This window comes from Bacillus timonensis (assembly GCF_004799755.1).
GTDB lineage: Bacteria > Bacillota > Bacilli > Bacillales > Bacillaceae_L > Ferdinandcohnia > Ferdinandcohnia timonensis_A.
On sequence record NZ_SLUB01000006.1, the window covers coordinates 105,349 to 128,227 of the forward strand.

Sequence of the window (22,879 nt, forward strand, 5' to 3'; positions counted from 1 at the left end):
TCCTAAGGGATGGGCTATTTTATTATAAATAACCCTGTCCCATAGATCACTGGAGTATGGTCAAGTTAATAACTTATTCTTAATCAAATGTATAAGTACTGGTTAAATGTTCCGGAAATTCCTCCCAAAAGCTAATTATAGCATTAGCATATGAATCAAAACCTATTTTCTCCATATCAAAGACAATTTCAGAATTTGTCGTTAGTTCCTGGTCCATAAGGCGCTCTTCACCATAATAGGCTTTTAAGAATAATTCCGGCTTCTTTTTATAGAGTCTCTTGGCTGACCTGCCATCACCATGCTTATAGGTATTTACTAAATCAGCAAGAATTTCAATTGTTCCCCAGGGCGAAGTTGTTGTTAAATCGTAATTTAATAGTTTATAACACTCTTTAAGTTCTCCCATGTTAAAACCAAACTTCGAGAATTCTCCTGTTCTAACTGGGCTCCAACTATGATTTAATTCTGAATAGACGAAGCTACGTAATTGCTGTTCAAACATTTGATACATCGTTGTCAGCAGAGAAAAGTGAAAATTGTATTCCATTAGCTTTTCAGCCTGGTAAAAATCATATGCATCAGATTCTATCATCTCAAACACGTCGCCTGGATCGACTACCTCATAGTTGTACATTGTGCCGTACTTATCAGTTAACCTTTCTTTGTATTCATTAGCTCTTCCCTCTATATCAGAAAATAGAGTATTCATAGCTGTATCGTATTTGGTTTGCAACGTCTTATAAATAGAGATATATTTTTCTCTTTTATATTTGTCTAACCAAACGTTTAACTGGACTTGTTCACTCATGTTTTTGCCTCCCCCTCAGTACTATTAATTACAATATATAAAGAATTCTAACTCAAGACAATAATAAGACCCACCAAGTTAGTTACATTATTAAATGCAAAAAATGGCCCACCTCCGTTATTTGGAGATGAGCCTAATTGGTCATTTTTCTAAGATTAATAGATTGCTAGATTACATTTATTTCTCAATATCCTTTACATGATACAAATACTCTCTAAAATTCTCTCTTTTTCTTAAGAAGCGTTCAAATGTCCCTTCCTTCCACAATGGCATAACCACTCGATCAACAAGTTTTGTTTTTCCGATTTTTACCCTTTGCTGCATAAATGCTAACATCTCTTTCACCGTCCTCGGTTCCTGGCAGTACTCGAGAAGGGCAGCCACTTCTGGTCCTCGAAGAAATGCTTCGTGTTTTGCTTTTACCTTCGCCCACCGTTGTGCTTCGCATTGTTCCTTAAAAGTAGAATATACTTCACCAGTCGACCATTCCAATCCGAAACGCAAATGATACACAACGCTGCCATCTTTATATACAGCCGCATGTTTCAATACATCTTTGTATATTTCACTTGGGAAGGCTGTTGATTCACTTTTTATATAAGCTTTCAAGTTTTTCATAAAACGCTTGAGTGCCTTTCGTTCCTCTTCCACTTTCTCCTTCCGGTCTCGAAAAGACGCAAGTCTCTCATACATGGCACATAGCTTTTCAGTCATTTGGTCAACTCGTTCTGTATCTCTCCCCTGACCATGAAGGCTTTCATCGACCACCTCGTAAAGCTCTTGGTTTAATAGTTTCACTTCCCATTCTAACTGCTCTTCCTCAATTTTCTCTTCAGGGGACAAGTCCATCTGTTCAATCGCCTGCTCTGCCTTCTGATAGAAAGTAGAATCCTCATTAATATTTGTTAATAGGTGTTTAAAATCTTGTTCAAAATAGTCCTGTTTAAAACCCTTAGAATCACAAGGATCATGAACATGATAATGCGGAAAACCTGCTCGATAACAGACCCAAAAATGTTGATAATAGTCACCATTTTTTTTCGGCCTTTTATTCACATAATGGACCACTTGTTTGGTACATTCCCCACAAATCATCTTCTCTAAGAATGTTTCATTTTTATTTTCATTGATTTCCGGCAAGGGAGCTGAACGCTTCTTCTTTACCTCTTCCGCTCGCTCATCTAATATCTTCTGTACTTCCTCCCACTTTTTCTTTGGTATGATTGGTTCATGGTGCTCCTCTATATAATACTGAGGTTCTTGACCTTCATTAGGAACGTTTTTCTTTCGGCCATTTTGCACCGCTATCGTTTGTTGGAATAAAATATCGCCTTTATAAACCACATTCCTTAAGATGTTTGTAACCGTTCTGGCTCCCCAGGTTAAATTACCAGTTGGGCTCGGAATCTTTTTCTCACTTAGATCAACTGCGATTTGAGCCACAGTGGCTCCTTTTCGTACTTCTCTAAAGATGCGCCGGACCACGCTCGCTTCTTCTTTCACTATATGCCAACGGTAGTTATCATCAATGGTATAACCATAGTTCGGTCTTTTCCGATGGATAATGCCCCGCTTGGCCATGCTGCGGATGCCCCATGCCATAGACCTACCCATACCGATACTTTCCTCTTGTGCAATGCTTCCGAAAATAGATAACATAAGGTCTGCTTGTGGATCCGAAGTCCATATATTTTCTCTCTCAAAGTAGATGTAGGTTGGATTTGGAAGCTGACGAAGATATCTTGTAATTTCCAGGGTATCTTGAATATCCCGGCTTAGCCTGGAAACGGACTTGACCAAGATGACATCAATTCGTCCTCGTTCGCACTCTCGAATGAGTCGATTCAATTCATCTCGATTTTTCATGGAACGCCCCGATATCCCTTCGTCTGCATAGATGCCTGCAAATTGATAGTTTTGGTTTTTCAAAATCAAATAAGTGTAGTATGCTACCTGTGTTTTCAGGCTTGATTGCTGCTCTAAACGGTCCGTTGAAACACGGCAATATGCAGCTGTTCGCAGGGCTGATTTAGTATTTAAATGGGAAGAAGGTTGTTTATTCACCCCCTCCATCGAGGCCTCAATCGTCTGCAAGATAGCTTTACTGTTGTTTGGTTCAATCTTCTGTACTTCCCTTTTAGGAATGGATGATTTCTTTTGTTCCTTTTCCTCTATCATTAATTCGCCTTTGTCATTCAGTATTTTCAATTCAGAAGTCACCTCCTTTGTTGTTTGGCTTTCTTCAGTCGGTGATGAGTCTATATCCTTTATTAATGGTGAGCCAATGGTCGTCACCGTTCCATCCAACCATTTCACCTCATAGTCCGTATCAGTAGTTACCGATGTGCTTAAAACCCATGCCCTGAAATGTTCTAGAGTGGCTTGTTCGTAAAATGTCTCCATATTCTGAATGGATTCTAACCATTGAATGGTACTGGTCCGATAAGGTCGTCCTTCTTCTACGCTTTCAATATGTTCTTCAAATGCACGATACGCTTCTTCTTTTTCCTTCAGCTCTTCATCGGTATCCGTAGTTCGAGCCATCTCCATTTCCGTCAGCCACTTTAACCGGTGGAATTCGAAATGGTCTTGTTGATTGGCAACGGTCAGTATTTTCTTCAAAGTACCGATTTGACCATTTTCATCTTCTAAGAACTTTTTCTCGAAAGCCTCTAGCATCATGGTTCGTATTTGATGTTCTTGTAATTCTGGACCCTCACAAACACCAGCATTCCTTGCATTGCACCGCCAGATATTACCGCTCTTCCTTTTATGAACTCTTATGAGTTTTCCACAATGCTGGCAGATGATTTGTTTCTGAAAAGCATGTGGTTCTGCTGGAGTGGTTCGCTTACGTGGAGATTTATTATCTAAACTAAACTTCTCTTGAGCCCGATCAAAAACATCAATACTAATAATGGCTGGATGGGTATTTTCAATCGTAATGGGGTCATCCTTGTTAATCGTTTTTTGCTTGGTAAACAAATCAGTAGAATGAAGTCTGGCCACTTTATTACCGGTATAGGTAGGGTTCTGCAACATATATTTAATGTTTTTTGTCCCCCATACTTTCCCGCCTTTCATGGTTGGAATCTCTTTGCGTATGAGTTCTCGTTTGATATCTGGGATGGACCAATCTTGTAGAAACCAATCGTATATCAAGCGAACTACCTTTGCTTGTTCCTCATTGATTTCAAGGGTGGGCTGTCCATCTTTTGTGATTTTTCGATAGCCGTAGGTCGCTACAAACTTTGGCTTTCCTTTTTGCAAACTTTTTTCATAGCCCCATTTGGTAGAAGCAGAGATCGTTTCAATCTCCTCTTGCGCAAGTGCTGCATACGTGCTTAATAAAAATTGATTGTATTCAACCGAGGTGTCTACCTTCTGTTCCTCAAAATACACGCCCACTCCCTTGGCTTTTAGCTCTTCCACGATTTTGATAAGATGCTCCGCATTCCGAGTGAAGCGAGACACATTTTTGGTCAAAATAAAATCGACACGTCCTTCATGGCAGTGGCGGATAAGGCGTTGTAACCCTTTCTGTTTGGTGGCATTCCTACCACTCGTGCCGTTATCAAAATACACACCAACGAATTTCCAATTTGGTTTACTTTGAATGAGATGGGTATAATGTTGCACTTGGTTTTCAAGCGAATGTAATTGCTTTTCTATATCTGTACTCACCCGACAATAAGCAGCTACCTTCACTTCATGGTTTCCGATTAACGGACTTTCTTCTCTTGCCTTAACTGGATCCCACAACGTTCGGACCCACATGCCTTTTTGAATTTCATCCAATACAAAAACCCCTTTCCTATAAGTGATAATGTTTCGTGTCCATCTATCACTCACATCCCGAGAATTTTCAAGTTCTTTTTCCGGGTGGAAAGAGGTTTATGTTTATTCAATTAAATTTAGCTTAGTTTTTCTTTGGTGTCTTCCGTTCTCTTACGCAGAGGGTTCGTTTCACCCCACATTTAAATTGAAATTCAACTATTCGTTCCTTATAAATAATACCCCGCTCAACTGTACTTTTGAAAAGCTTCACATCGAAATTCTCCAGCTCTTCAGTCTCTTCTAATAAGTCTAAAAAGGATTGTAATTGCTTTTCTAAATAAAGTTGTTCTTGCATGTTTTCCTCTAGGCTATCCCGCTCCTGTTGGAGGATTTCCTGTTCATAGATGAGGTGTCTTAATGTAGCATCATAAATGGCATCCTTGGTGGCCGATTCCTTGGCAGCCAAGTCACTGATGCGATCGGTAATGGCTTCAATTTGCGTGTTCAACTCCTTTAGCCTCTGTTGTTCCGGTGGCGAGAGGGATGCCTTTTCAATGGCCTGTTGCGCTTCCTCTATTACTTCATGGAGATTTTCCTTCATTTCTCTTATTATTTTCATAAATGCATTTTCAAGGTCTGTCTCATGAACATAGCTTGTTTTGCAGTCCGTGTAGTCTGGGTCTCGTCCTGCGGTCACTCGGCATTGCCAAGCAGAAATGTAATACTTCTCTCCTTTCCTCGATGAAGTCATACGTCTTCTTATGGCTGGTCTTCCACATTCCCCACAATAAAACTGATTAGAAAATGGGCTGACACTACTAAAATGTTGGCGATATTTTTCATCGGGATCCTTCATCATCAGCCTTCGCCTTTTCATTTCTTGTTGAACTGCTTCATAAGTTTCCTCGCTAATAATCGCTGGGTGGGTATTCCTCACAAAATACTGCGGTTGAATATCGTTGTTGCGAACTCTTCTGTGCGATAAAAAATCGATAGTAACGGTCTTCTGCGCTAAACAGTGACCTTGGTACTTCTCTTGTCTCAGGATTTTATAAACCGCATCTGACGTCCACGTTTTATTCCCCTTTCCTGTCTTTAATCCGTCTCTTGTTAAACCTTTAGCAATGCTTGGACACCCTTTTCCTTCTAAATACTCTCGAAAAATTCGTCTGACCACTTCGGCTTGTTCTTCGTCAATAACAATTTCCCCATCTTCAGTCGTGTCATAGCCCAAGAAGAAGGTAGTCGGCATATGAACAATTCCTTGTTGGAATCGCTTCTGGACGCCCCATTTTGTGTTTTCACTTACGCTCCGACTTTCTTCCTGAGCCATCGAGGATAAAATCGTTAGGAAAAGTTCTGATTTTGAATCTAATGTGTCAATATTTTCCTTTTCGAAGAAAACACCCACGGCTGGCCTCAGACTCTTCAAACGCCTAATAATTGATATGCAGTCAAGAGTGTTTCTCGCGAAGCGACTGATTGACTTGGTCAAAATATAGTCAATCCGCCCTTCTTCACAGTCTTGGATCATTCGATTAAACTCTGTACGGTTCTTCGTTGAGGTCCCTGATATCCCTTCATCTGCATACACATCAGCTAGTATCCAGGCAGGGTTTTTACTTACATAATCTTTGTAATGAGCCACTTGCAGCTCATAACTGCTTGCCTGCATTTCAGAGTCAGTGGATACTCGGGCATACACTGCAATCCGTTTCTTTTGTCCACCAGGATTCGCTTCCGTCCGGCCCGTTCTAGCTTTTGCCGGAATTATCCGTACCCTTGATGAACTTTGATGGCTACTCATTTATCCCTACTCCTTTCTTAAATCAACTATTGTTTCCTTCTCATCAATCCAATTCATACAAAAGGACATTGGTGTTATCGCTTTTACACGTACTACCCATGCCCTTAAAAATGAAATATTTTGAAGTTCTTTTTGTAATTGTTTAGATGGATCCCTCACTGCATCTAGTTCCTTGAGCTTTGTCTTTGCTTCTTCTCTAAAAGCAAAATCTTGATCCAGTAGCTCCCACCAATCCTCCCTTATCTTTAGTTCTTTTTCAATAGATGCTCTTTTCGATGCCAATTCCTCAAGTTTCTCATCTGTACTATCCGCTTCAGACCCATTGGCATTAATAAGTGCAATATTCTCTTCTAATAAAATTTTTTCTAAATCCAAGCGAAGTCTGTTGTAAGAAATGTCCCTTGCAGCAACAGCTCTTGTAAGGTCCTTCTTCATTCTCTCCATGTCGTACATAAACCGTGCCAGCCGGTAACGCTCGAGAAAAGCATCTTGCATGGCTTCCCTAATCACTTCTTCTTTAATGCTTCCCATGGTACAGAGCTCTTTACTTCTTACATTATTCTCACAGCGCCATCTAACAACTTCTTTGCAAATGAATCGATGTAAATTCCCTCCGCATTTCCCACATTGAATTCGGCTGGAAAGCGGGTAGCGGTTCACCTTTTTATTTTTATTCGGTTTTTTACGCCTCTCTAGTTCCCGCTGGGCTGCTTCAAATGTTTCTCGGCTCACAATCGGTTCATGGTGGTTCTCGATAAAATACTGATTTCGTTCTCCATTATTGGCCACTCTCTTATGTGAAAGGTAACTTTCTGTATAATATTTCTGGCAAACCACATCTCCCGTGTAATCCCGATTGAGTAGCATCAATCGGACTGTGGCGGAGGACCAGTCTGTTCGCCCGTTAATTTTCTTATATCTCTTTTTAATGAATTGCTTAGCAATTTGAGCAGGTGTCTTTCCATTCAATGCCTCTTCAAATGCTTCTCGAACAATGTGTGCTTCTTCTTCTAGGATGATCCATTCTTTCTTTTCGTTCTTTTGGTAGCCAAGCTTTCTAACAAAGACTGGCTCACCTCTTTCATACCGCTTTTCTAATGCCCAGTTTATATTCTCAGAAATACTTCGGCTCTCTTCCTGTGCTGTCGCAGATAACATGGTGAGAATAAATTCGCTAGCCATATCGCCTGTGTCTATATTTTCTTTGTCAAAAATAATTCGAACACCCAACTCAGTCAGTTCTCGAATCGTGTTAATTGCGTCAAGTACATTCCTTGCAAATCTGGACACCGACTTGCAAAGGATAATATCAATTTTCTTTTCATAAGCGTGTCGGATCATTCGATTAAAGCCTGGTCGCTTGGCCACCGAAGTCCCAGTCCTTCCTTGGTCTGTATAAATGTCAACCATCTTCCAACCCGGTGTGGAGCGAATCAATTGAGTGTAATGCGTTTTTTGGTTATCAAATGATCCTTCCTGTTCATCTGAAAGGCTGCTGACTCGTACATAAGCAGCCACTCTAAGTTGTTTAGGTTTTTCCTCTAGTGGATCCATTAATGTAATACCACCTGCACCTTGTCCAAATGAACCAAATAATGATTCTGCCATGCTGTTGCCTCCTTTCAATTTTCATCTTCGTTTCTCAACACCAGGCTTCTTCTATTCAATCATGGCTCCCAAAGAAAGCTGTTGAAACCCAATTGCATCAAGGGTTCCAGCTTTTTTTGTTATTGTATATATCACTTAATTCCATCCTAATAGCAAGTAATTAAGAGGATAAAAAGATTGATTTCATGCCATTAAATTGCCATTAAAAAATGCACCCAAATATCCACTTTGTAATTTACGAGTGAACATTTGGGTGCACAATTTTCATATACAGCAGTGTGTTTTGTTATTCTTTCTTAATGAACCCTTCAAACCCAGCTTTCTTTATTTTTTCTAGTAATACTTCTGCATTTTCCTTATTTGAAAAAGCACCAACTTGTACACGATATAACCCCGTATTGTCAGGAGGTTTTTTGGTTGGACTAGATGTTTTTATGACTATTAAAGCTCCTGTCTCAACCCAACTCATAATCCCCGCAGATTCTATTCCAGTCTTTTTATTCACTTTCTTTCCTAGTAGCACACAGGCCTTACCGCCTTTGACAACAGGCTTTCCATTTGACACAATCTGGGTCACTACATGATACGAATCAGTCTTTACCCAAGAAGGAATGGTGGCCCCGCCGGGATAATAGGAATTTGCTGTTGCTTTAACTTCCACTAAGTCACCTACCTGAATCCCTAATGGTAAATCCGGAGGTGTACTCGATTTATTTAAAGTAGCTCTTACTGCCGCCCGGAATGAATCCATATTTTCACTATGTTTCGGAAACCAATGCATGACATCCCCGTGATTGCTTGCAATTCCTTTTTTGGCTCCTTCAGAATGACAAATGATGTCTGCCTCAGTTAAATCATATTCTCGGCAAAGCCTCACACAAAGATCTACTGCGTTCTGCCAAGCCTTTCTAAAATAAGATTCATTATTTGAAACATTGTAGCCAACCATCGTGGATCCTTTACCATAAGAAAAACCACCAGGCTCGCAAATTTCAATGCCAATATGAGTGTTGTTCCCTATACCACCGCAATGCCAACCTCTATGGTTCCAAGGTAAGTACTGCCATACTTCTTTATCATCAACAAAAGCGTGAACACAAACTTGACGATTGGTTTCACCCGCTTTGTACGACTTATTCCAACGACTGAACCAGTCAGCTGCCATCACACCCGGAGTCGCCGTAGAATGGACCATAATTCCTTTTGGTGCAATTTTCTTCCCGGCTGTAAAACAATCATTTCTCGTCATATACTTAGCGTTTAGTTTCATTCTTGTCATCTCCCTTGCCATGTAATTGAGCTAAGACATCTTTCAATTTTTGTGGAATTGGAAGCCCGATTCTTGAGCCATTTTCCATTATGCTGATGCCCTCATTTGAGAGGTAAAAAAAGATGACGGCTGTTCGAATAACACTGCCCTCACCGATCAGTCGGCTGTCAATGATATGAGCAACACCGACAAGTATAAAAATAAGGATCTTTTTGAAAATCCCTCGAGCACCAATTTCACTGGAAAGCTCTTTATTAATAATGGCCACCATAATTCCAGTAATATAGTCTACAATGACAAAAATAATAAGAGCGTATAAAAATCCATCAAGGCCACCAAGAAACCAGCCAAACCAACCGCCCAATGCTGCAATTACAGTTTGTAAAATTACCCAAAGTTCTTTTATTGCCATGTTCTTCCCTCGCTCCCCAAACTGTTTAATCTATATAAAAAGGCGCCTGTGACAAGAGAGCCTCCAAGCGCCTGTATTTTCATTATTTAATACGGAGCATAATACACATAACCACTAGCTTTCACATAAAATCCATCGCCCGGAACATAAATGGCCCCGCCAAATGTATCAGAGTTGGTAGTAGTAAAACCAGGTTGTTCTACCCCTTCCCAATTCAACCCATCCACTGATACATACAGCATGCTTTCATTAAAAAGAGCATATTTTCCCCAATCTTCCATCCAGATGATGTTCTGTGGATTCGGAATTTTATTATTGGCTAGATTTCCGATATGCGCTAGGTTTGTTTCCGTCAGCTCCGTAGCACTATCGTTCATGACACACAAATTCACATGAAAGATTCCACTAACATATCGATATTTCATGACAAAAAGCTTATCGTGAACCGAACGGATATACATGTAATATGTATTTAAATCCTCTGGAATAGTTGTGGTCCAAGAACCAGGGCTCGAGGTGCTTGCTGCTGCAATGGAACGATCTCCACCAACTACCCCGACAAATTTTCCTTTATGAGTAGTCATGTAACTAAAGATGGGAACCGAAGTCCCATCAGCACCTACCAAAGTCCAAGCCACTCTTTGTGTTAATGAAGCAAAGTTGTAATATACGGGAGACTTATAGTACCACCAGCTAACAACCCCAGAACCAATACTAGAATCATAAGCCCCTGTGGTCATAGAGTTTTGTGCTCCTTGACAGTAACCAGCATTATACCAGGTGATGCCATCAAAAGAAGCGATAATATTGGCCAAGCCTATTATTTTGGCTAAAAACACACCGTCACCTGCCCATAAAATTTCTGGGGCACCGTTATTCCACCATGAAACATTCACCACGGTCCATTTTCCAGTGGCTTTATTGTAATAGGACATATAAGGGGTCTTTGCACGATACACAGCAATCTGTGCGTTCCCATTATCGTGAACATTGATTTGCGTTTCAGTTCCGTATTTGGTATAGCCAAAATCGTTATAATATTTCCTTTGCCAACTTAAGGTAGGGATGGGAAGAATGAGTTCACCTCTTCCACCAAAAGCTGCCCAAATAGCTATTGTATTATTAAAATTGCGATTATAAGGCATGCTCTATTCCCCCTCTTTTATATAAAAACCATTAAAATAGTTGTAGTTTTAGGCATAAAAAATAGCCCACTACCCTTTTTATAGGTAGTGAGCTACGCTTTAATGTTGTTAGACATATTGTACTGGCTCAACATCTTTAATACTTGTAGTAGAATACCCTTTTTTAAATCGACCAACAATTGAAATATTAACTTTTAATTGTGGCTTTGCATATGGGTTAACCTTCTCAATTTTCGCTTCATAAATATCATTATTTCTAATTACGTCAAACATAAATCCACTATAAAACGCTGGAATATATCCTAGCTTGTGTCCTTTGCTATCCGACAATACAATTACTGCTTTGTTATCCTCTTTATTTGAAGGCTCTAACTCAAAATTCACTTTAGAACCAACCTGTAATTGATTTTCTATTGTATCTCCGTCATAGTAACGCCAACCTGCAATAAAAAAATCAAAATTGAAATGGTCATCCAAAACACTAATTGGAGCTACAAATTCATATGGGTCAGTAGCTAACCTTCCACCAGTAGCACGCAGTAGATCCATTTCTGTATAGTCTCGAGGAAGACCATAATCCTTTAAGATTTCATTAAAGTCTGGTCTTCTTTTATCTGGTAATCGGCGTGCAAATGGTCCAAATAAACGGTCAGAAACGTATGTCTTTTCTACATTACGAAATGACAGATGAGGCTTATATCCACTTTCCATTGCTTCAAATAAAGTTCGGCGCTTCCCACTTAACTCATATGAAAAAGTATATTTCCCATCTTCATGAAATAAATTACCTACATGGTAGCGTTGCCTAGTATCTTGATTTTGCCAAATTAGCCATAAGACATAAGGTTTCTTTTCCATTTAAACACCTCCTTTATACCAGCTCAGTAACCAGTCTTTACGATGCAGTAATAACTTTTTAACCCACTTTTTGTATGTTATACTCATTACTTCTTCTGGGATGGACTCCATTATTCCTTCAAGCAACTCTTCATTTATAATATGAATTAAATGAACTGCTTCTTGTACTTCTGTCGGATAATTTTTTCTAATTACATCCAACAACTCCATGAAACGGGGTTTCTTTTTCTCAGGCAATCCAATCATAGAAAAACTACGATTACTAAAAGCCTGAAACATATTTAGGTCTTTGAACATTAAATTAATTCTTTCTTCCTTTAATTGAAACCCAAGGGATGCACCACTATCGTAAATAGGTGCCATTCTATAACCGTTTTTACCATCTATTATACCCCAATTATCGCAATGTCTATCCTGATTTCCAATAAAAGCATCAAAAACAGGAATTTTTATGAAATCACGGTCTAGGTTAAATTCAGATAGAACTTTCACTATATTGAAGAAATCATAATACTTTAGATTATAGCGGTCAAAATCATCCGCAATAGTAAAAAAAAGGTCTCCACCTTCAAATAGCTCTTCTTGCTTATTTATAAAGTTTGCTGCTAAGACAGCTACTGTATTATCTCTCTTTGCTAAATTCACATCCATTATAGAAAGTCCCATAGCTTTTCCTACTTCAGATGCAATTTTTTCTGCCCAGGCTTCTCCAGTATTCTCTTTTGGAATTTTAAACAGAAAACGCTGTTCTGTCTCAGGATGGATTAACCAATACTTCGCTCTAGTTCCTGAAACTTGCCTATTTTCATCAATCTTCCAATCTGTTACATCTATTAAGCCCATTATTTCATCCTTTTTAAGGTTCTTAGCTTTAATTATAATTAAAAAATGTACAATTGTCACTCGTATAGTTTCATTTCCACTAAAGTCACATTGATAATTTATCAATTATTACCACTTTTGTAATAAATAATATGATAGACCTTGAACAATAATACTAATAGTTACAAAAGTATTCCTAACAACCGCATACAATTTACTACACCTTTTCAATCCCAGTAATCCGACCACTACTATCGGTCGTATAGTTATAACTTGCCGTCTCTCCATCTGCATACGTGATTTCAAATCTCGCTGCATCCACCAACAAAGTGGACACTTCTTTTAATAACAGCTCTGAAAATATATCCTCTAAGGTAATGCTCGTAATTCTACCACTGCCATCAGTGGCATAGCTGTATTTCGCATGATATTGATGCGTATCTCCTTTTTCCACTTCGTAAGTTACATTTATAAAACTAGCATCAACCGTTAGATTTTTTACGATTGTATAAGAAACCCCAAGCTGGTCCATTTGGTACTTAAGACCATCAACAGAGCTGCCCACATCATTCAGAGAGCTTTCCACTTTGTTCATTGAGTTTTCTATCCGATAAAAAGTATCCGAAATACTAGGTTTGTATCTGCCAACCTCAACTTGAATGTTATAACGATAGAAAGGGTTATATTCCAAGGAGATAATCCTTGTTTTCACATCAATGCCGAGTGGTTTGAATACAATATGGACATTATCTCCGACTGCTAGATTCAATAGTTTAAAGAATGAAATATTATAGGAAGATGCATTTTCTCTTGAATCGTGGGAAACAGATACATTAGTGACGTTTTTTGAACCCGTTACCGGCTGATATTCCATACTACCACGATGTTTACGGATATTAATTAAATAGCCGTTATATTCAATTTCGCCACCTAAAATAGCAATGTACTGCATAAGAGCTGCCCTTCTAGACACTTCCTGGTTAATTTTCATTGTGCAACTATCGGTAAAATCAACTGTGCCTGCCGAAAAAGGAGTTCCTGATAATAGCTGATTCAATCCAGCCGCAGGATCTCCCGTAAAATCAAACGCATTTATATTAAAAATCTCATCATTTAAAATGTAGGATACATGTTCACACGTGACAGAACAGACGGGAAGGCTACCTTGTAACGACTTCGCTATTTGTACAATCTCAAAATATTGATCATTTAGCTTTGCCAGTTGTTTTGTTTTTAAAGCGAGGGCAGACTTGGCTAGAACCGTAAAAGATAGTGTAAACTCTCCTTCTAGCGTTTCCCTTACATTCGCTGACATCACTTTACGGATCGTTTGTATCAACGTGTTTCCTGCATAAATTTCTATCACCAAACTGCCCTCCTTTTACGAGCCAGCAACCCCTAAGTTTCTAACGGTTACTGTATTTTGGTTCCATTGAAGCTGAGCAATAATGCGAGTTAATACATTCCCATCAATCGTTAATGGAATCGTGACATCAAATGATGCACCACTCTTACCACCTTCAACTCCAGAAACCACGCTGTCCATATTTAAATTAAAGTCTGTAGGAATAGCGCCTTCCATTTCCTTTTCCACATCGCCCATGGCATCCGAAAATCCAACACCAATCCCTTCACCCATGTTTTCACCAATTCCAGCAAAAACTCGTGAAGGGGAACGAATCCCAAGAACACCTTTTACACTACTAACGATGCCACCGACAAAACCGCTAACCTTATCTTTTATCCAGCCAATCATGGAAGCAATCCCATTCCAAAGCCCACGTACAATGTTCACTCCCACTTGACCGATGGAAACAGCCGCTTTTCCAATTCCAACGATGAGTGCAGAAATAATCTGTGGTAATTGCGCCACAAGCTGAGGGATAGCCCTAACTAATCCCGCTGCCAACTGAATGATCAATGAAATACCCAACTCAATAATTTTAGGTAGATTCCCGGTAATAAAGTTAATGATTGATGAAATGATAGCTGGAAGTGCTTCTATGAGTCTAGGTAAAGCATTAATAATTCCTACGGCTAAACCTTCTATAATTTTAAAAGCCGCCTCTAAAACCATGTCGAGATTGTTGATGATCGTTTCTACAATTAATAGAATCGCTGATACAATGGATGGAATAAGGCTAGGTAAAGCCTCACCAATCCCAGTTGCTAGCGTCACAATCATTGTTAAAGCCGCTTCAATTAAGGCTGGAAGGTTCGCTATTATGCCGTCTACCAAACTAAGAACAAGGTAAAGTGCCCCTTCTGTAATTTGAGGTAGAGCCTCGATAATCCCTTGGAGTAGAGTCGTCACGATTTGCATGGCAGAATCAATGATCATTGGGAGGTTTTCTACGATTGCACCTATTAAGGACATAATAATTTGAAGACCTAACGTAACGAACTGAGGCAATTGCTCTGTGATAAGTTCTGTAATACCAGCCACAGTTTCTCCTATCACTTCTGCAATTTTCTCAAAATCTCCATCCGCTTCATTAATCCCATTCGATAAGCCAGAAAACAAGTCCGTAATTCCAGCAGAAACTTCACTTACAGCTGGTAGAAACACCCCTTGTAAGGAACGTTTTACGCCCTCAATTCCATCAGTTAGGTTATCGTATTTGACCTCTGTTATTTGAGCCAACGCATCTCCACTCGCGATGGTACTATCTTTTATCCCACCAAGAACTGGTAATATACTGGCTTCTAAATCTTCAAACTGTGTACCAAATAACTGCACACCAATTGTGTTTTTAAGAAGCGGATCTTCAATCTCTTGAAGTTTTTGAATGACACTAAAGAATGCAGCATTGGCTGTTTCTCCACCTTGGGCAAACTGCTTCGTCATTTTTTCTGCATTAAGACCAAGAGCGGTGAAGGCTTCCATACTCGACTTACTGCCGTCTTTGGCCCGGATATTAAATTCCTTAACAGCGTCCCCAACCTTATCAATACTGAAAGCACCACTTTCGGCTCCAGCTACTAAACTAGCGATAAACTCATCTGCACTAAGTCCAAGAGAAGCATATTGAACGGAGTATTCATTCAAGGTATCTAATAGATCACCATTTTTATCGGCACCGTTTTGAGCACCAACCGCAATAATGTTATAGGCCTCATCAGCCGAGATACCGAAGTTCTTCATAAGAGCACTGGCTGCCCTTGCCGATTCCTGCATATCGAAGTCAAAAGTTTTCCTCAAAGCAAAACCAGACTCGGTGGCTTTTTCAAGTTCGTCACCCATGAGTCCGGTTATCTTTTGTACCTCTGAAATTCCTACTGCCACATCATCCAAGCTGTCGCCAAAATTATGCTTGTACACATTTTGAGCAATTTCCCCCAACTCTTCAAGTTCGGCACCTGTTGCACCAGTTGAAGCGGAAATTTGATTAACAGCCATATTGTATTCATCACCAAGTTTAATCAGGCTGGCCCCTGTAGCAACCGCAGCGGTTCCAATAGCGGCTACGGCTGCCCCGATGGTTGCACCGATCCCTTTTAAGACACCGCCTAGCTTTTCAAATCGACCAGAAGCATCTTCAGTCTGATCCGTTGCATTCTGTACTTCATTAGCAAACTCCTCAACTTCTCCTTCAGCATCGTTGAACCCTTCATTCAAATCTTGGATGGCTTGATTATTATTTTCAAGCTCTCGCTCCATCTTCATGAGTTCAGACTTGGCATTATTCAGTTGAATTTGCCAATTTTGCGTTCGTCTATCATTCTCTCCAAAAGAATCTGCTGCGTTTCTAAGTGCCGCCTCTAATGTACCAATTTTGTCCTTTTGTGCATCAACTGACTTTGCGAGTGCTCCGTTTCTTGCAGTTAGAGCTTCAATGGATTGATCCTGCCTATCAAATTGGGCGGTGATAAGTTTCATTTCACTTCCTAACACCTTGAAATTTTGATTGATATCTCTCAAGGCATTTTTGAAGTCCTTCTCACCTTCTACACCAATTCGAAGTCCAAAGTTATCAGCCACGACTCCACCTCCCCTCTTTTAAGGCATTAAAAAATACACTCAGCATTGAGTGCAATAGAACTAGAGCCCCACAGGAATCACATCATCAATCGATACTTCTACCAACGGCTTAGCAATTCCGGTAAACTGCTTATGACATTCCCATAAATCCATTAAATAACCCATTGGCATGAGCCACACTTCTTCTTCACTACGATTTAACTGAGCGGTTCCATAATAAATAAGTCGGATAAACAACTCTTCATCGCTTACCCGACTTCCACGTTTTTTGCTGGTTCACTCTGTATATGCCGTTTTGTGCCTTTCAGCATGCTGGCCATGATGGCGTTTTTGTACTCTGCCAATTCAAAAGGAGTAGTCAGTAATTCGACCTCATCCTCTTTCAGCAATTCCTTCTTATCATCCTTGTTTTTCAAATTATGAATCAGGATTGATTGATTGGCTAGCAATGTAATGAGCCAAACAATTTCATCCAAAGCAAGTTCAAAATCCTTTGAGTTCATCAGCTTTGTTCCAAGATTCTCAAGACCGCCATACCTTTTCGCAATTTCTTTTGTCGCCTTGGTTGTTAAAATCAATTTGTATTCTACATCCCCAATTTCAATCAAAGCACTTCTTTCCTCTGCTGCAAAATCAACATCTACAGTTGTAGAATCCACTTTTTCATTCACCAATGTTCATCATCCTCCTTTAAGATACGGTTACCGTAGCCACGTTTGTTTTTACAGCGCTAGCACCAACAGAACTCAACACGCAGTAGTAATAATAGCTTCCTGCAATTAGATCTGTTGGGATATCAAAGCTCGCTGACGTTTCCCCATTAATAGCGGTTCCACCTGTCGTGCTGTCGATTGTATTTTCATACCACTGATAAGTGACTGGGTAGCTTGTATTCGTACTCGCGACAACCGATAAACTACCAGAAATACTACCTTCCACTACTTCCGTTAAAGCAGCGAGCTGAGTAGTAACCGTTATCGTTGGAGTCACTGGTGAAAAATTAGGTTCGTACACAGAACTAAACCAATTCGTAATGGTTTCCTGGGCTACACCATTATCCCCTTCTGTGACTTCCGCCTTCCATGGATGTTTATTTTCAGTGTCTAGCTTATTTCTTCTAAAAACGGTGCCTTCTATGGTGGGACTACTAAACGTAATGGATTCACCTTTTGTTGTAAGGTTGGTTGTAGGAATACTAAAAATAACTCGATACAACCAAAAATATCGATACTTCCCATTCGCTTTCTTGGCACGAAACCCAACCGCTACGGGATTTCCTCCATCTTCACTTCTCGAAACCACAACATTGTTGCTATCAATCTTACTTCCTGTTAAATCTTGTGCTGCGATGGAGCCGATATCATCAATTCCAAGGGTTAATGTGCCACTGTTAAATTCCTTTACAATTTCTGATGCGCCATCATCCGCATAAAGGATAGCTTCAATGAGTTCAACACTGAGTTCTGCGGTCATCGCTTTCGCTAGTATTTTTGGAGTTCCATATGTTTCAATGCCATTCTCATCTTCTGTGATCTTGGCATAAAATAAACGGTCCAATCCGATTGTTGCCATTTAATATTCCTCCATTTCATATTCTTTCAAGACATCAATGGCATAATGATGATATTTTGTATCATCTTCAAACCCAATATATTGTCGGTCTGTTATAGTTACATCCCCATTTAAAAGAATCTTTGTTAGCTGTTTTTTTAATGGTTGATAATTCTTTTTCGTAAAAAGGGACAGCCGTGCTTCCTCGATAACGGAATGGGCCTGATTATCAGCAAAGAAATCCAACCTATCTGACATAGGTGTAATTACGATGTACTCATCCGGCGGTTTCTTGGAAAAGACACCTGTTTCAATGGGAATGCCGATGGGTTCAAGTAAGGTATTCAGGTCTTTTAATAGACTCATAGTTTCTCAATCTCCTTATCCAGTGCATTCTCCATAGCTTCCGCACAGGCTTTTCTTGTAGCCGACTTGGTAGGTTTCAACCAAGGTTTAGGGGGCTGACCTGATTTTCCATACTCCAGTACAGCTGCCTTTAAAGCATTTGAAACTCCTTTGCTGTCTTTTGTTGTAGGAATACCTACCCTAAGGTTCCAGTCCCCTTTTGTATCTTGGACAGCCTTTGTTGTTTCAATTGAAGCTATTAATTCACCGGTAGACTGAGAGGGCTCCTTTGTACCTTGGCCAATTCTAGCAGCTAGATTACTTTTTGCTTTTTGAATCACTGGCTCTGCTCCCTTTTCTAATACTCTTGGAACAATATCATCAAAGTGACGGTTTAATTTAGCGATTCTTTCTAAAAAGTCATCCGGCATTTTTACTGCTGCTCTTGCCATAGCCTCACCCCTTTGAACCTGTAATTTTCTCAGCTAACACTTCTACATACATCCCACGCTGTTTGATATCCTCAGCGCTCAAAATGTTGTATCGTTCATCCTTACAGCCAATGACTAAATCCGTGGTCAGTTCAAATCCCCGAGGTTTTCTAAAACGAAAGAGAGAGCTAGCCTCAGAGAAACTAGCCCGGTTTTTCCATGCCTCACTCCCATGACGACTTTCTTTATAAGCTCTCATGGATGTTAAAAGTTGCTCCTCTTCGGTGGCAAACCCCTCATCATCTTTAACAGATATAGTGCTGAAGATTTCAATCCTGACATTCATTTTTCCCAAACTCATATGATCACGTCCTTATTAAGACGAAGGAGCATATTGACCACATTCCATACTTGTTTACTCGCTTCTACATTGTCAGCAAAAAAGCCGCCAGTGCTACCATCTCGACTTTCATAAAAGTGAGACGATAGCATGATGACAGCTTGTTCGGTCGTTGGATGCATCGGATTATCTTGATAGAAGCCCTCAGGTTTCTTTTGATAGCTTTCTGCATAGGAAATAGCTGCAGTGATGAAGCTGGAAAGCAGGCCATCATCTTCATCATGGTTTAGGATTAAGTTTTGTTTCACCTTCGATAATAAATCCTCCATCACCGCTCACCCCTTCATCAATCAGCGTTCATCAGACCCGCTGCTTTGAGTTTTGCTAGTAGGGCATTGAAATCAGCAACAAGACTAACAACATCCGCAGCCGTACTATCTCCTTGGGCATCGGCTGGTCGTACTTCCGCTCCATCAAATGACAGCTTTCCAGTTGGAGTAACCTCCAAAGTTCCACCAATAACGGTTTTCTCTCCGCCTTGTTCGGTATAGTTCTTTACATTACTCATTTGCTATCACCTATCCTTTCTGTTGAAGTACTTTAATAGCTTCAGGAAGAATTAGTTTTCCATCCACCCGTTGTGTTGCCTTAAATCCAACTTGGCCTGTTGCCGCATACAGTTCATTTAATCTCTGGAAAGAACGTCCTTGTCTGTCAGCTACCCAATAGTATCCAAAATCACCAAAAGCAATTGTCTTCGCACCAGCTTCTACTGTTGGTACATAGGCAGAGGTTTTTACTGGACGATTAAGGATTGTATCAGGTTGACCCGCTTGGATCGAAGGCTGCCATAGGTACTGACCATTCCCATCTTTCAGCTTTCGAATCAGCTTGATTGTCGCATCATTCATGACGAAAATTGCCTTTTTACGATATGGTGATTTTAAGGAATAGAATAAATCCATAATCTCATCCACTGAAACAGCCGTTGCAGAAGTTCCAGTCACACCAAGTTCAGCTCCACCCGTTGCATTAAAAATACCAGTCGGTTTTCCGGTACCATCTCCAACAAAGAAAGCTTCTTCTTCTTTGGCACCAATCCGTCTGGCAAATTCTTTTGCAATATACGCTTCAAGATTAAACACACTATCATTTAAAAGCTCCTCGGACACCTTAATCATGGTGGCTAATTTATAAGCTCCAATTGAAACTTGTCCAAAGCTATCATCTGATTCAGGAATCAGTCCTTCTTCATCTACCCATGAAGCGGTTCCTTTTGAAGCAACCACCGGGATTTTACGATCTCCTGAGGAAGTCGTAATGACCTTGGCTAATGACCGGAATATATTTTCCTCTTCCAACGATTCAATGAGAGTTCTTTCAAACTCATCTGGAGCAAGATATCCACCCTCAGAATCAGTTCCAATTTTCAAGGCATTCTGTACTTCATAGTTGCTTTTATTCCTCATCGATTTCCAGAACGCTTCCTTGTATTCATTGGTTGCTCGGCCTGTTTTCTGCCCTTCAGCACCCGTTGGCTTTGAAGTAATCGGCTGATTAATCGGCTTGGAAAGTTCTAAATCGATGGCTTGCTGTCTTTCCAAGCGGTCAATCTCCTTCCCAAGATTTACAACTTCTGCCTCCATCTTTTCATAAGTGGAAGTATCCTCGGCAGAAAGGATCCCATCTTCTCCACGTTTTGAATCAAGAAATGCTTTTGTTTGTTCCCATGCTTTTGCTCGCTTTTCACGCAGTTCTAATACTTTACTCATCCAAATCTCCTCCTTAAAATTTTAAGAGGTCTAGCCTCTTGTCCAATATGGTGATGTCTGTTCCTGTTTTCTTCTCTTTTTGTGGCAATTTGTGTAAAAAGGAATTCACAACAGCCATTTTGTTGTAAATAATCCCTTCGTCCGACGAGTCTTGGTCACTTTCTTCTTGGAACATGATCTCATCAGCAAATCCAAGTTCCACCGCTTTTTTGGAATTAAACCAGCTTTCATCATCCATCATGTGAGAGAGCTTGGTCCTTGAGAGACCTGTTTTCAGTTCATAAGCGTTAATAATACTCTCTTTTACCTCACTCAACATCTGGATTGCTTTTTTCATTTCCGCTGTATCTCCAAAAGCGATGGTCATCGGATTATGAATCATCATCATGGAGACGGGTGACATGTAAACTTCCCCACCTGCCATCGCAATGACTGAGGCAGCACTAGCCGCAATACCATCAATCTTTACGGTTACATCCCCTTTGTAATCCATGAGCATGTTGTAAATTTGACTTGCTGCAAAAACATCGCCACCTGGTGAATTAATCCAAACGGTGATATTCCCACCATCATTGTTTAGCTCTGATTTAAACTGTTTCGGTGTTACTTCATCGCCAAACCATGATTCTTCAGCAATGACTCCATCCAGATGAAGTGTCCTGCCGTCTTCATTCTTGACCCAATTCCAAAACTTCTTCATGGCTTATCCCTCCTCATATTTTTCTGTCCATGCTCCGGCTTTTGACATATCAACAAAGTTCCCGTTCACTAAATATTTCGATCCACCCTGTTCTTCAGGGATTAAGTTCATCTCTTCTAGTTCTCGGATGTCATTCGCCGACATCACTCCGTTTTGCCGCATGATCTGATAGAATTGAGCTCTTGAACCTGCATCTCCTCGGAGTCGTCCATTTAGATTAAATTTGATAAAGTACTCTTTCTTATCTGCCTCGCTTAGCAGGGCCTTCTTCATGGACTGTTCAATTCTTGTTACCCAAGGCATGATCGTATTATCGATAAAGCTAATTGATTGATGTTCAATATTGCTAAAAGTTGCTTTATCCAAATTGGCTACAAGGTGAGGTGGAACCCGAAAGATTCTACAAATCTCTTCCGTTTGAAATTTCCTCGTTTCCAGAAACTGTGCCTGTTCTGGTGGAATACCAATACTTTGAAATTTCATCCCTTCTTCAAGGACAGCAATTCGGTGGGCATTATTAGAACCCTGATAGACCGCATTCCAGCTTTCCCGGATTTTCGATGGATCTTTAACTACACCGGGATGCTCTAATACACCACCAGGGTTTGCTCCATTAGCGAAGAACCTAGCTCCATACTCTTCGGTGGCAAGGGCCATCCCAATCGCATTTTTAGCCATAGCAATCGGTGAATAACCAACAAGTCCATCAAATCCAAGCCCAGGAATGTGAAGCACTTCCTCACTTCGAAGGATGACCGAACCCGTATCTTTACGGTATTCATAGTAAAGTTCTCCCGTTGAAGTTCTGTCCACCACCATCCTGTCTGGAAGTAGAGGATAGAGAGAAAGCACATTGCCCCTGCCATCTCGGATAATCTGTGCGTAAGCATTTCCCCATAATAAAAGATGACTCATCAGTGTTTCTCTAAACACAAACGAAGTCATCTCGGCATTTGGCTCATCATGGAGCTTGTAATATAAACTGTTTTCTACTGCTTTTTCTTTCCCATTGTCTGTGTACCTGTATAGATGTAGCGGAAGACTTGCGATGGTTTCTGCTAGAATCCTTACACAAGCATACACTGCAGTGGTCTGCATTGCTGTTCTTTCATTGACCGTTTTTCCACTTGTTGTTCCACCGAAGAAAAAGCTATAGGTACTTCCTAAAAAGCTATTTTTCGGACCAGCTCTTGATTGAAAAAGTCTTGATATAATTGGTATTTTCATTCACAAACCTCCTCAAATGACAGC

General features: G+C 40.2%; 22 protein-coding genes. All 22 read right to left on the bottom strand.

Going from position 1 to position 22,879, the window contains the following annotated elements:
- Nucleotides 1-79: 79 nt before the first annotated feature.
- Entirely contained in the window at nt 80-808 is a 729-nt protein-coding gene (locus tag E1I69_RS05670; protein ID WP_136378629.1) for a hypothetical protein, read from the bottom strand.
- Nucleotides 809-985: 177 nt separating this feature from the next.
- The gene (locus E1I69_RS05675) at nt 986-4,606 is read right to left on the bottom strand and encodes a recombinase family protein (protein WP_136378630.1); all 3,621 of its coding nucleotides are present in this window, start codon (nt 4,604-4,606) and stop codon (nt 986-988) included.
- Between the two features lie 121 nt (nt 4,607-4,727).
- Nucleotides 4,728-6,392, bottom strand: coding sequence for a recombinase family protein (locus tag E1I69_RS05680; protein WP_136378631.1), 1,665 nt, complete (start codon nt 6,390-6,392; stop codon nt 4,728-4,730).
- A gap of 6 nt (nt 6,393-6,398) precedes the next feature.
- Nucleotides 6,399-8,000: a recombinase family protein gene (locus E1I69_RS05685; RefSeq protein WP_136378632.1), complete on the bottom strand. Its 1,602-nt coding sequence runs from the start codon at nt 7,998-8,000 to the stop codon at nt 6,399-6,401.
- A 286-nt stretch (nt 8,001-8,286) separates the two neighbouring features.
- On the bottom strand, nt 8,287-9,270 hold the full coding sequence (locus tag E1I69_RS05690; protein ID WP_136378633.1) for an N-acetylmuramoyl-L-alanine amidase: 984 nt from the start codon (nt 9,268-9,270) through the stop codon (nt 8,287-8,289).
- A complete protein-coding gene (locus E1I69_RS05695; RefSeq protein WP_431731862.1) occupies nt 9,254-9,682 on the bottom strand; it encodes a phage holin family protein in 429 nt (142 codons plus the stop codon). Before E1I69_RS05695 ends, E1I69_RS05690 begins: the two co-directional genes overlap by 17 nt.
- Nucleotides 9,683-9,768: 86 nt before the next feature.
- On the bottom strand, nt 9,769-10,827 hold the full coding sequence (locus tag E1I69_RS05700; protein WP_136378634.1) for a hypothetical protein: 1,059 nt from the start codon (nt 10,825-10,827) through the stop codon (nt 9,769-9,771).
- Between the two features lie 108 nt (nt 10,828-10,935).
- Nucleotides 10,936-11,685 (bottom strand): HIRAN domain-containing protein, encoded by a 750-nt coding sequence (locus E1I69_RS05705; protein WP_136378635.1) that lies wholly within the window; start codon nt 11,683-11,685, stop codon nt 10,936-10,938.
- Nucleotides 11,686-12,633, bottom strand: a complete 948-nt coding sequence (locus tag E1I69_RS05710) for a HipA domain-containing protein (protein WP_242634540.1) — start codon at nt 12,631-12,633, stop codon at nt 11,686-11,688. It lies immediately after the preceding gene.
- Between the two features lie 91 nt (nt 12,634-12,724).
- On the bottom strand, nt 12,725-13,873 hold the full coding sequence (locus E1I69_RS05715) for a prophage endopeptidase tail family protein (RefSeq protein ID WP_136378636.1): 1,149 nt from the start codon (nt 13,871-13,873) through the stop codon (nt 12,725-12,727).
- Nucleotides 13,874-13,888: 15 nt separating this feature from the next.
- The gene (locus E1I69_RS05720; protein WP_136378637.1) at nt 13,889-16,489 is read right to left on the bottom strand and encodes a phage tail tape measure protein; all 2,601 of its coding nucleotides are present in this window, start codon (nt 16,487-16,489) and stop codon (nt 13,889-13,891) included.
- A gap of 60 nt (nt 16,490-16,549) precedes the next feature.
- Nucleotides 16,550-16,726, bottom strand: a complete 177-nt coding sequence (locus tag E1I69_RS24670; protein WP_165439143.1) for a hypothetical protein — start codon at nt 16,724-16,726, stop codon at nt 16,550-16,552.
- 11 nt (nt 16,727-16,737) lie between these two features.
- Nucleotides 16,738-17,160 carry a hypothetical protein gene (locus E1I69_RS05725; RefSeq protein WP_242634543.1) on the bottom strand — a complete coding sequence of 141 codons (423 nt, stop codon included), beginning with the start codon at nt 17,158-17,160 and terminating at the stop codon, nt 16,738-16,740.
- Nucleotides 17,161-17,179: 19 nt separating this feature from the next.
- On the bottom strand, nt 17,180-18,061 hold the full coding sequence (locus tag E1I69_RS05730; protein ID WP_136378638.1) for a major tail protein: 882 nt from the start codon (nt 18,059-18,061) through the stop codon (nt 17,180-17,182).
- A complete protein-coding gene (locus E1I69_RS05735) occupies nt 18,062-18,406 on the bottom strand; it encodes a hypothetical protein (RefSeq protein ID WP_136378639.1) in 345 nt (114 codons plus the stop codon).
- Nucleotides 18,403-18,837, bottom strand: coding sequence for an HK97-gp10 family putative phage morphogenesis protein (locus tag E1I69_RS05740; protein ID WP_136378640.1), 435 nt, complete (start codon nt 18,835-18,837; stop codon nt 18,403-18,405). The genes E1I69_RS05735 and E1I69_RS05740 overlap by 4 nt, the downstream gene beginning before the upstream one ends.
- Nucleotides 18,838-18,841: 4 nt before the next feature.
- Entirely contained in the window at nt 18,842-19,177 is a 336-nt protein-coding gene (locus E1I69_RS05745; protein ID WP_136378641.1) for a head-tail adaptor protein, read from the bottom strand.
- Nucleotides 19,174-19,485 (bottom strand): head-tail connector protein, encoded by a 312-nt coding sequence (locus E1I69_RS05750; protein ID WP_136378642.1) that lies wholly within the window; start codon nt 19,483-19,485, stop codon nt 19,174-19,176. The genes E1I69_RS05745 and E1I69_RS05750 overlap by 4 nt, the downstream gene beginning before the upstream one ends.
- Before the next feature lie 17 nt (nt 19,486-19,502).
- A complete protein-coding gene (locus tag E1I69_RS05755) occupies nt 19,503-19,724 on the bottom strand; it encodes a head fiber protein (RefSeq protein ID WP_136378643.1) in 222 nt (73 codons plus the stop codon).
- 10 nt (nt 19,725-19,734) lie between these two features.
- Nucleotides 19,735-20,928, bottom strand: coding sequence for a phage major capsid protein (locus E1I69_RS05760; protein WP_136378644.1), 1,194 nt, complete (start codon nt 20,926-20,928; stop codon nt 19,735-19,737).
- Between the two features lie 13 nt (nt 20,929-20,941).
- Complete coding sequence (locus E1I69_RS05765) at nt 20,942-21,628, bottom strand: head maturation protease, ClpP-related (protein ID WP_136378645.1); 687 nt, start codon at nt 21,626-21,628, stop codon at nt 20,942-20,944.
- Between the two features lie 3 nt (nt 21,629-21,631).
- Nucleotides 21,632-22,849, bottom strand: a complete 1,218-nt coding sequence (locus E1I69_RS05770; protein WP_136378682.1) for a phage portal protein — start codon at nt 22,847-22,849, stop codon at nt 21,632-21,634.
- Nucleotides 22,850-22,879 lie beyond the last annotated feature (30 nt).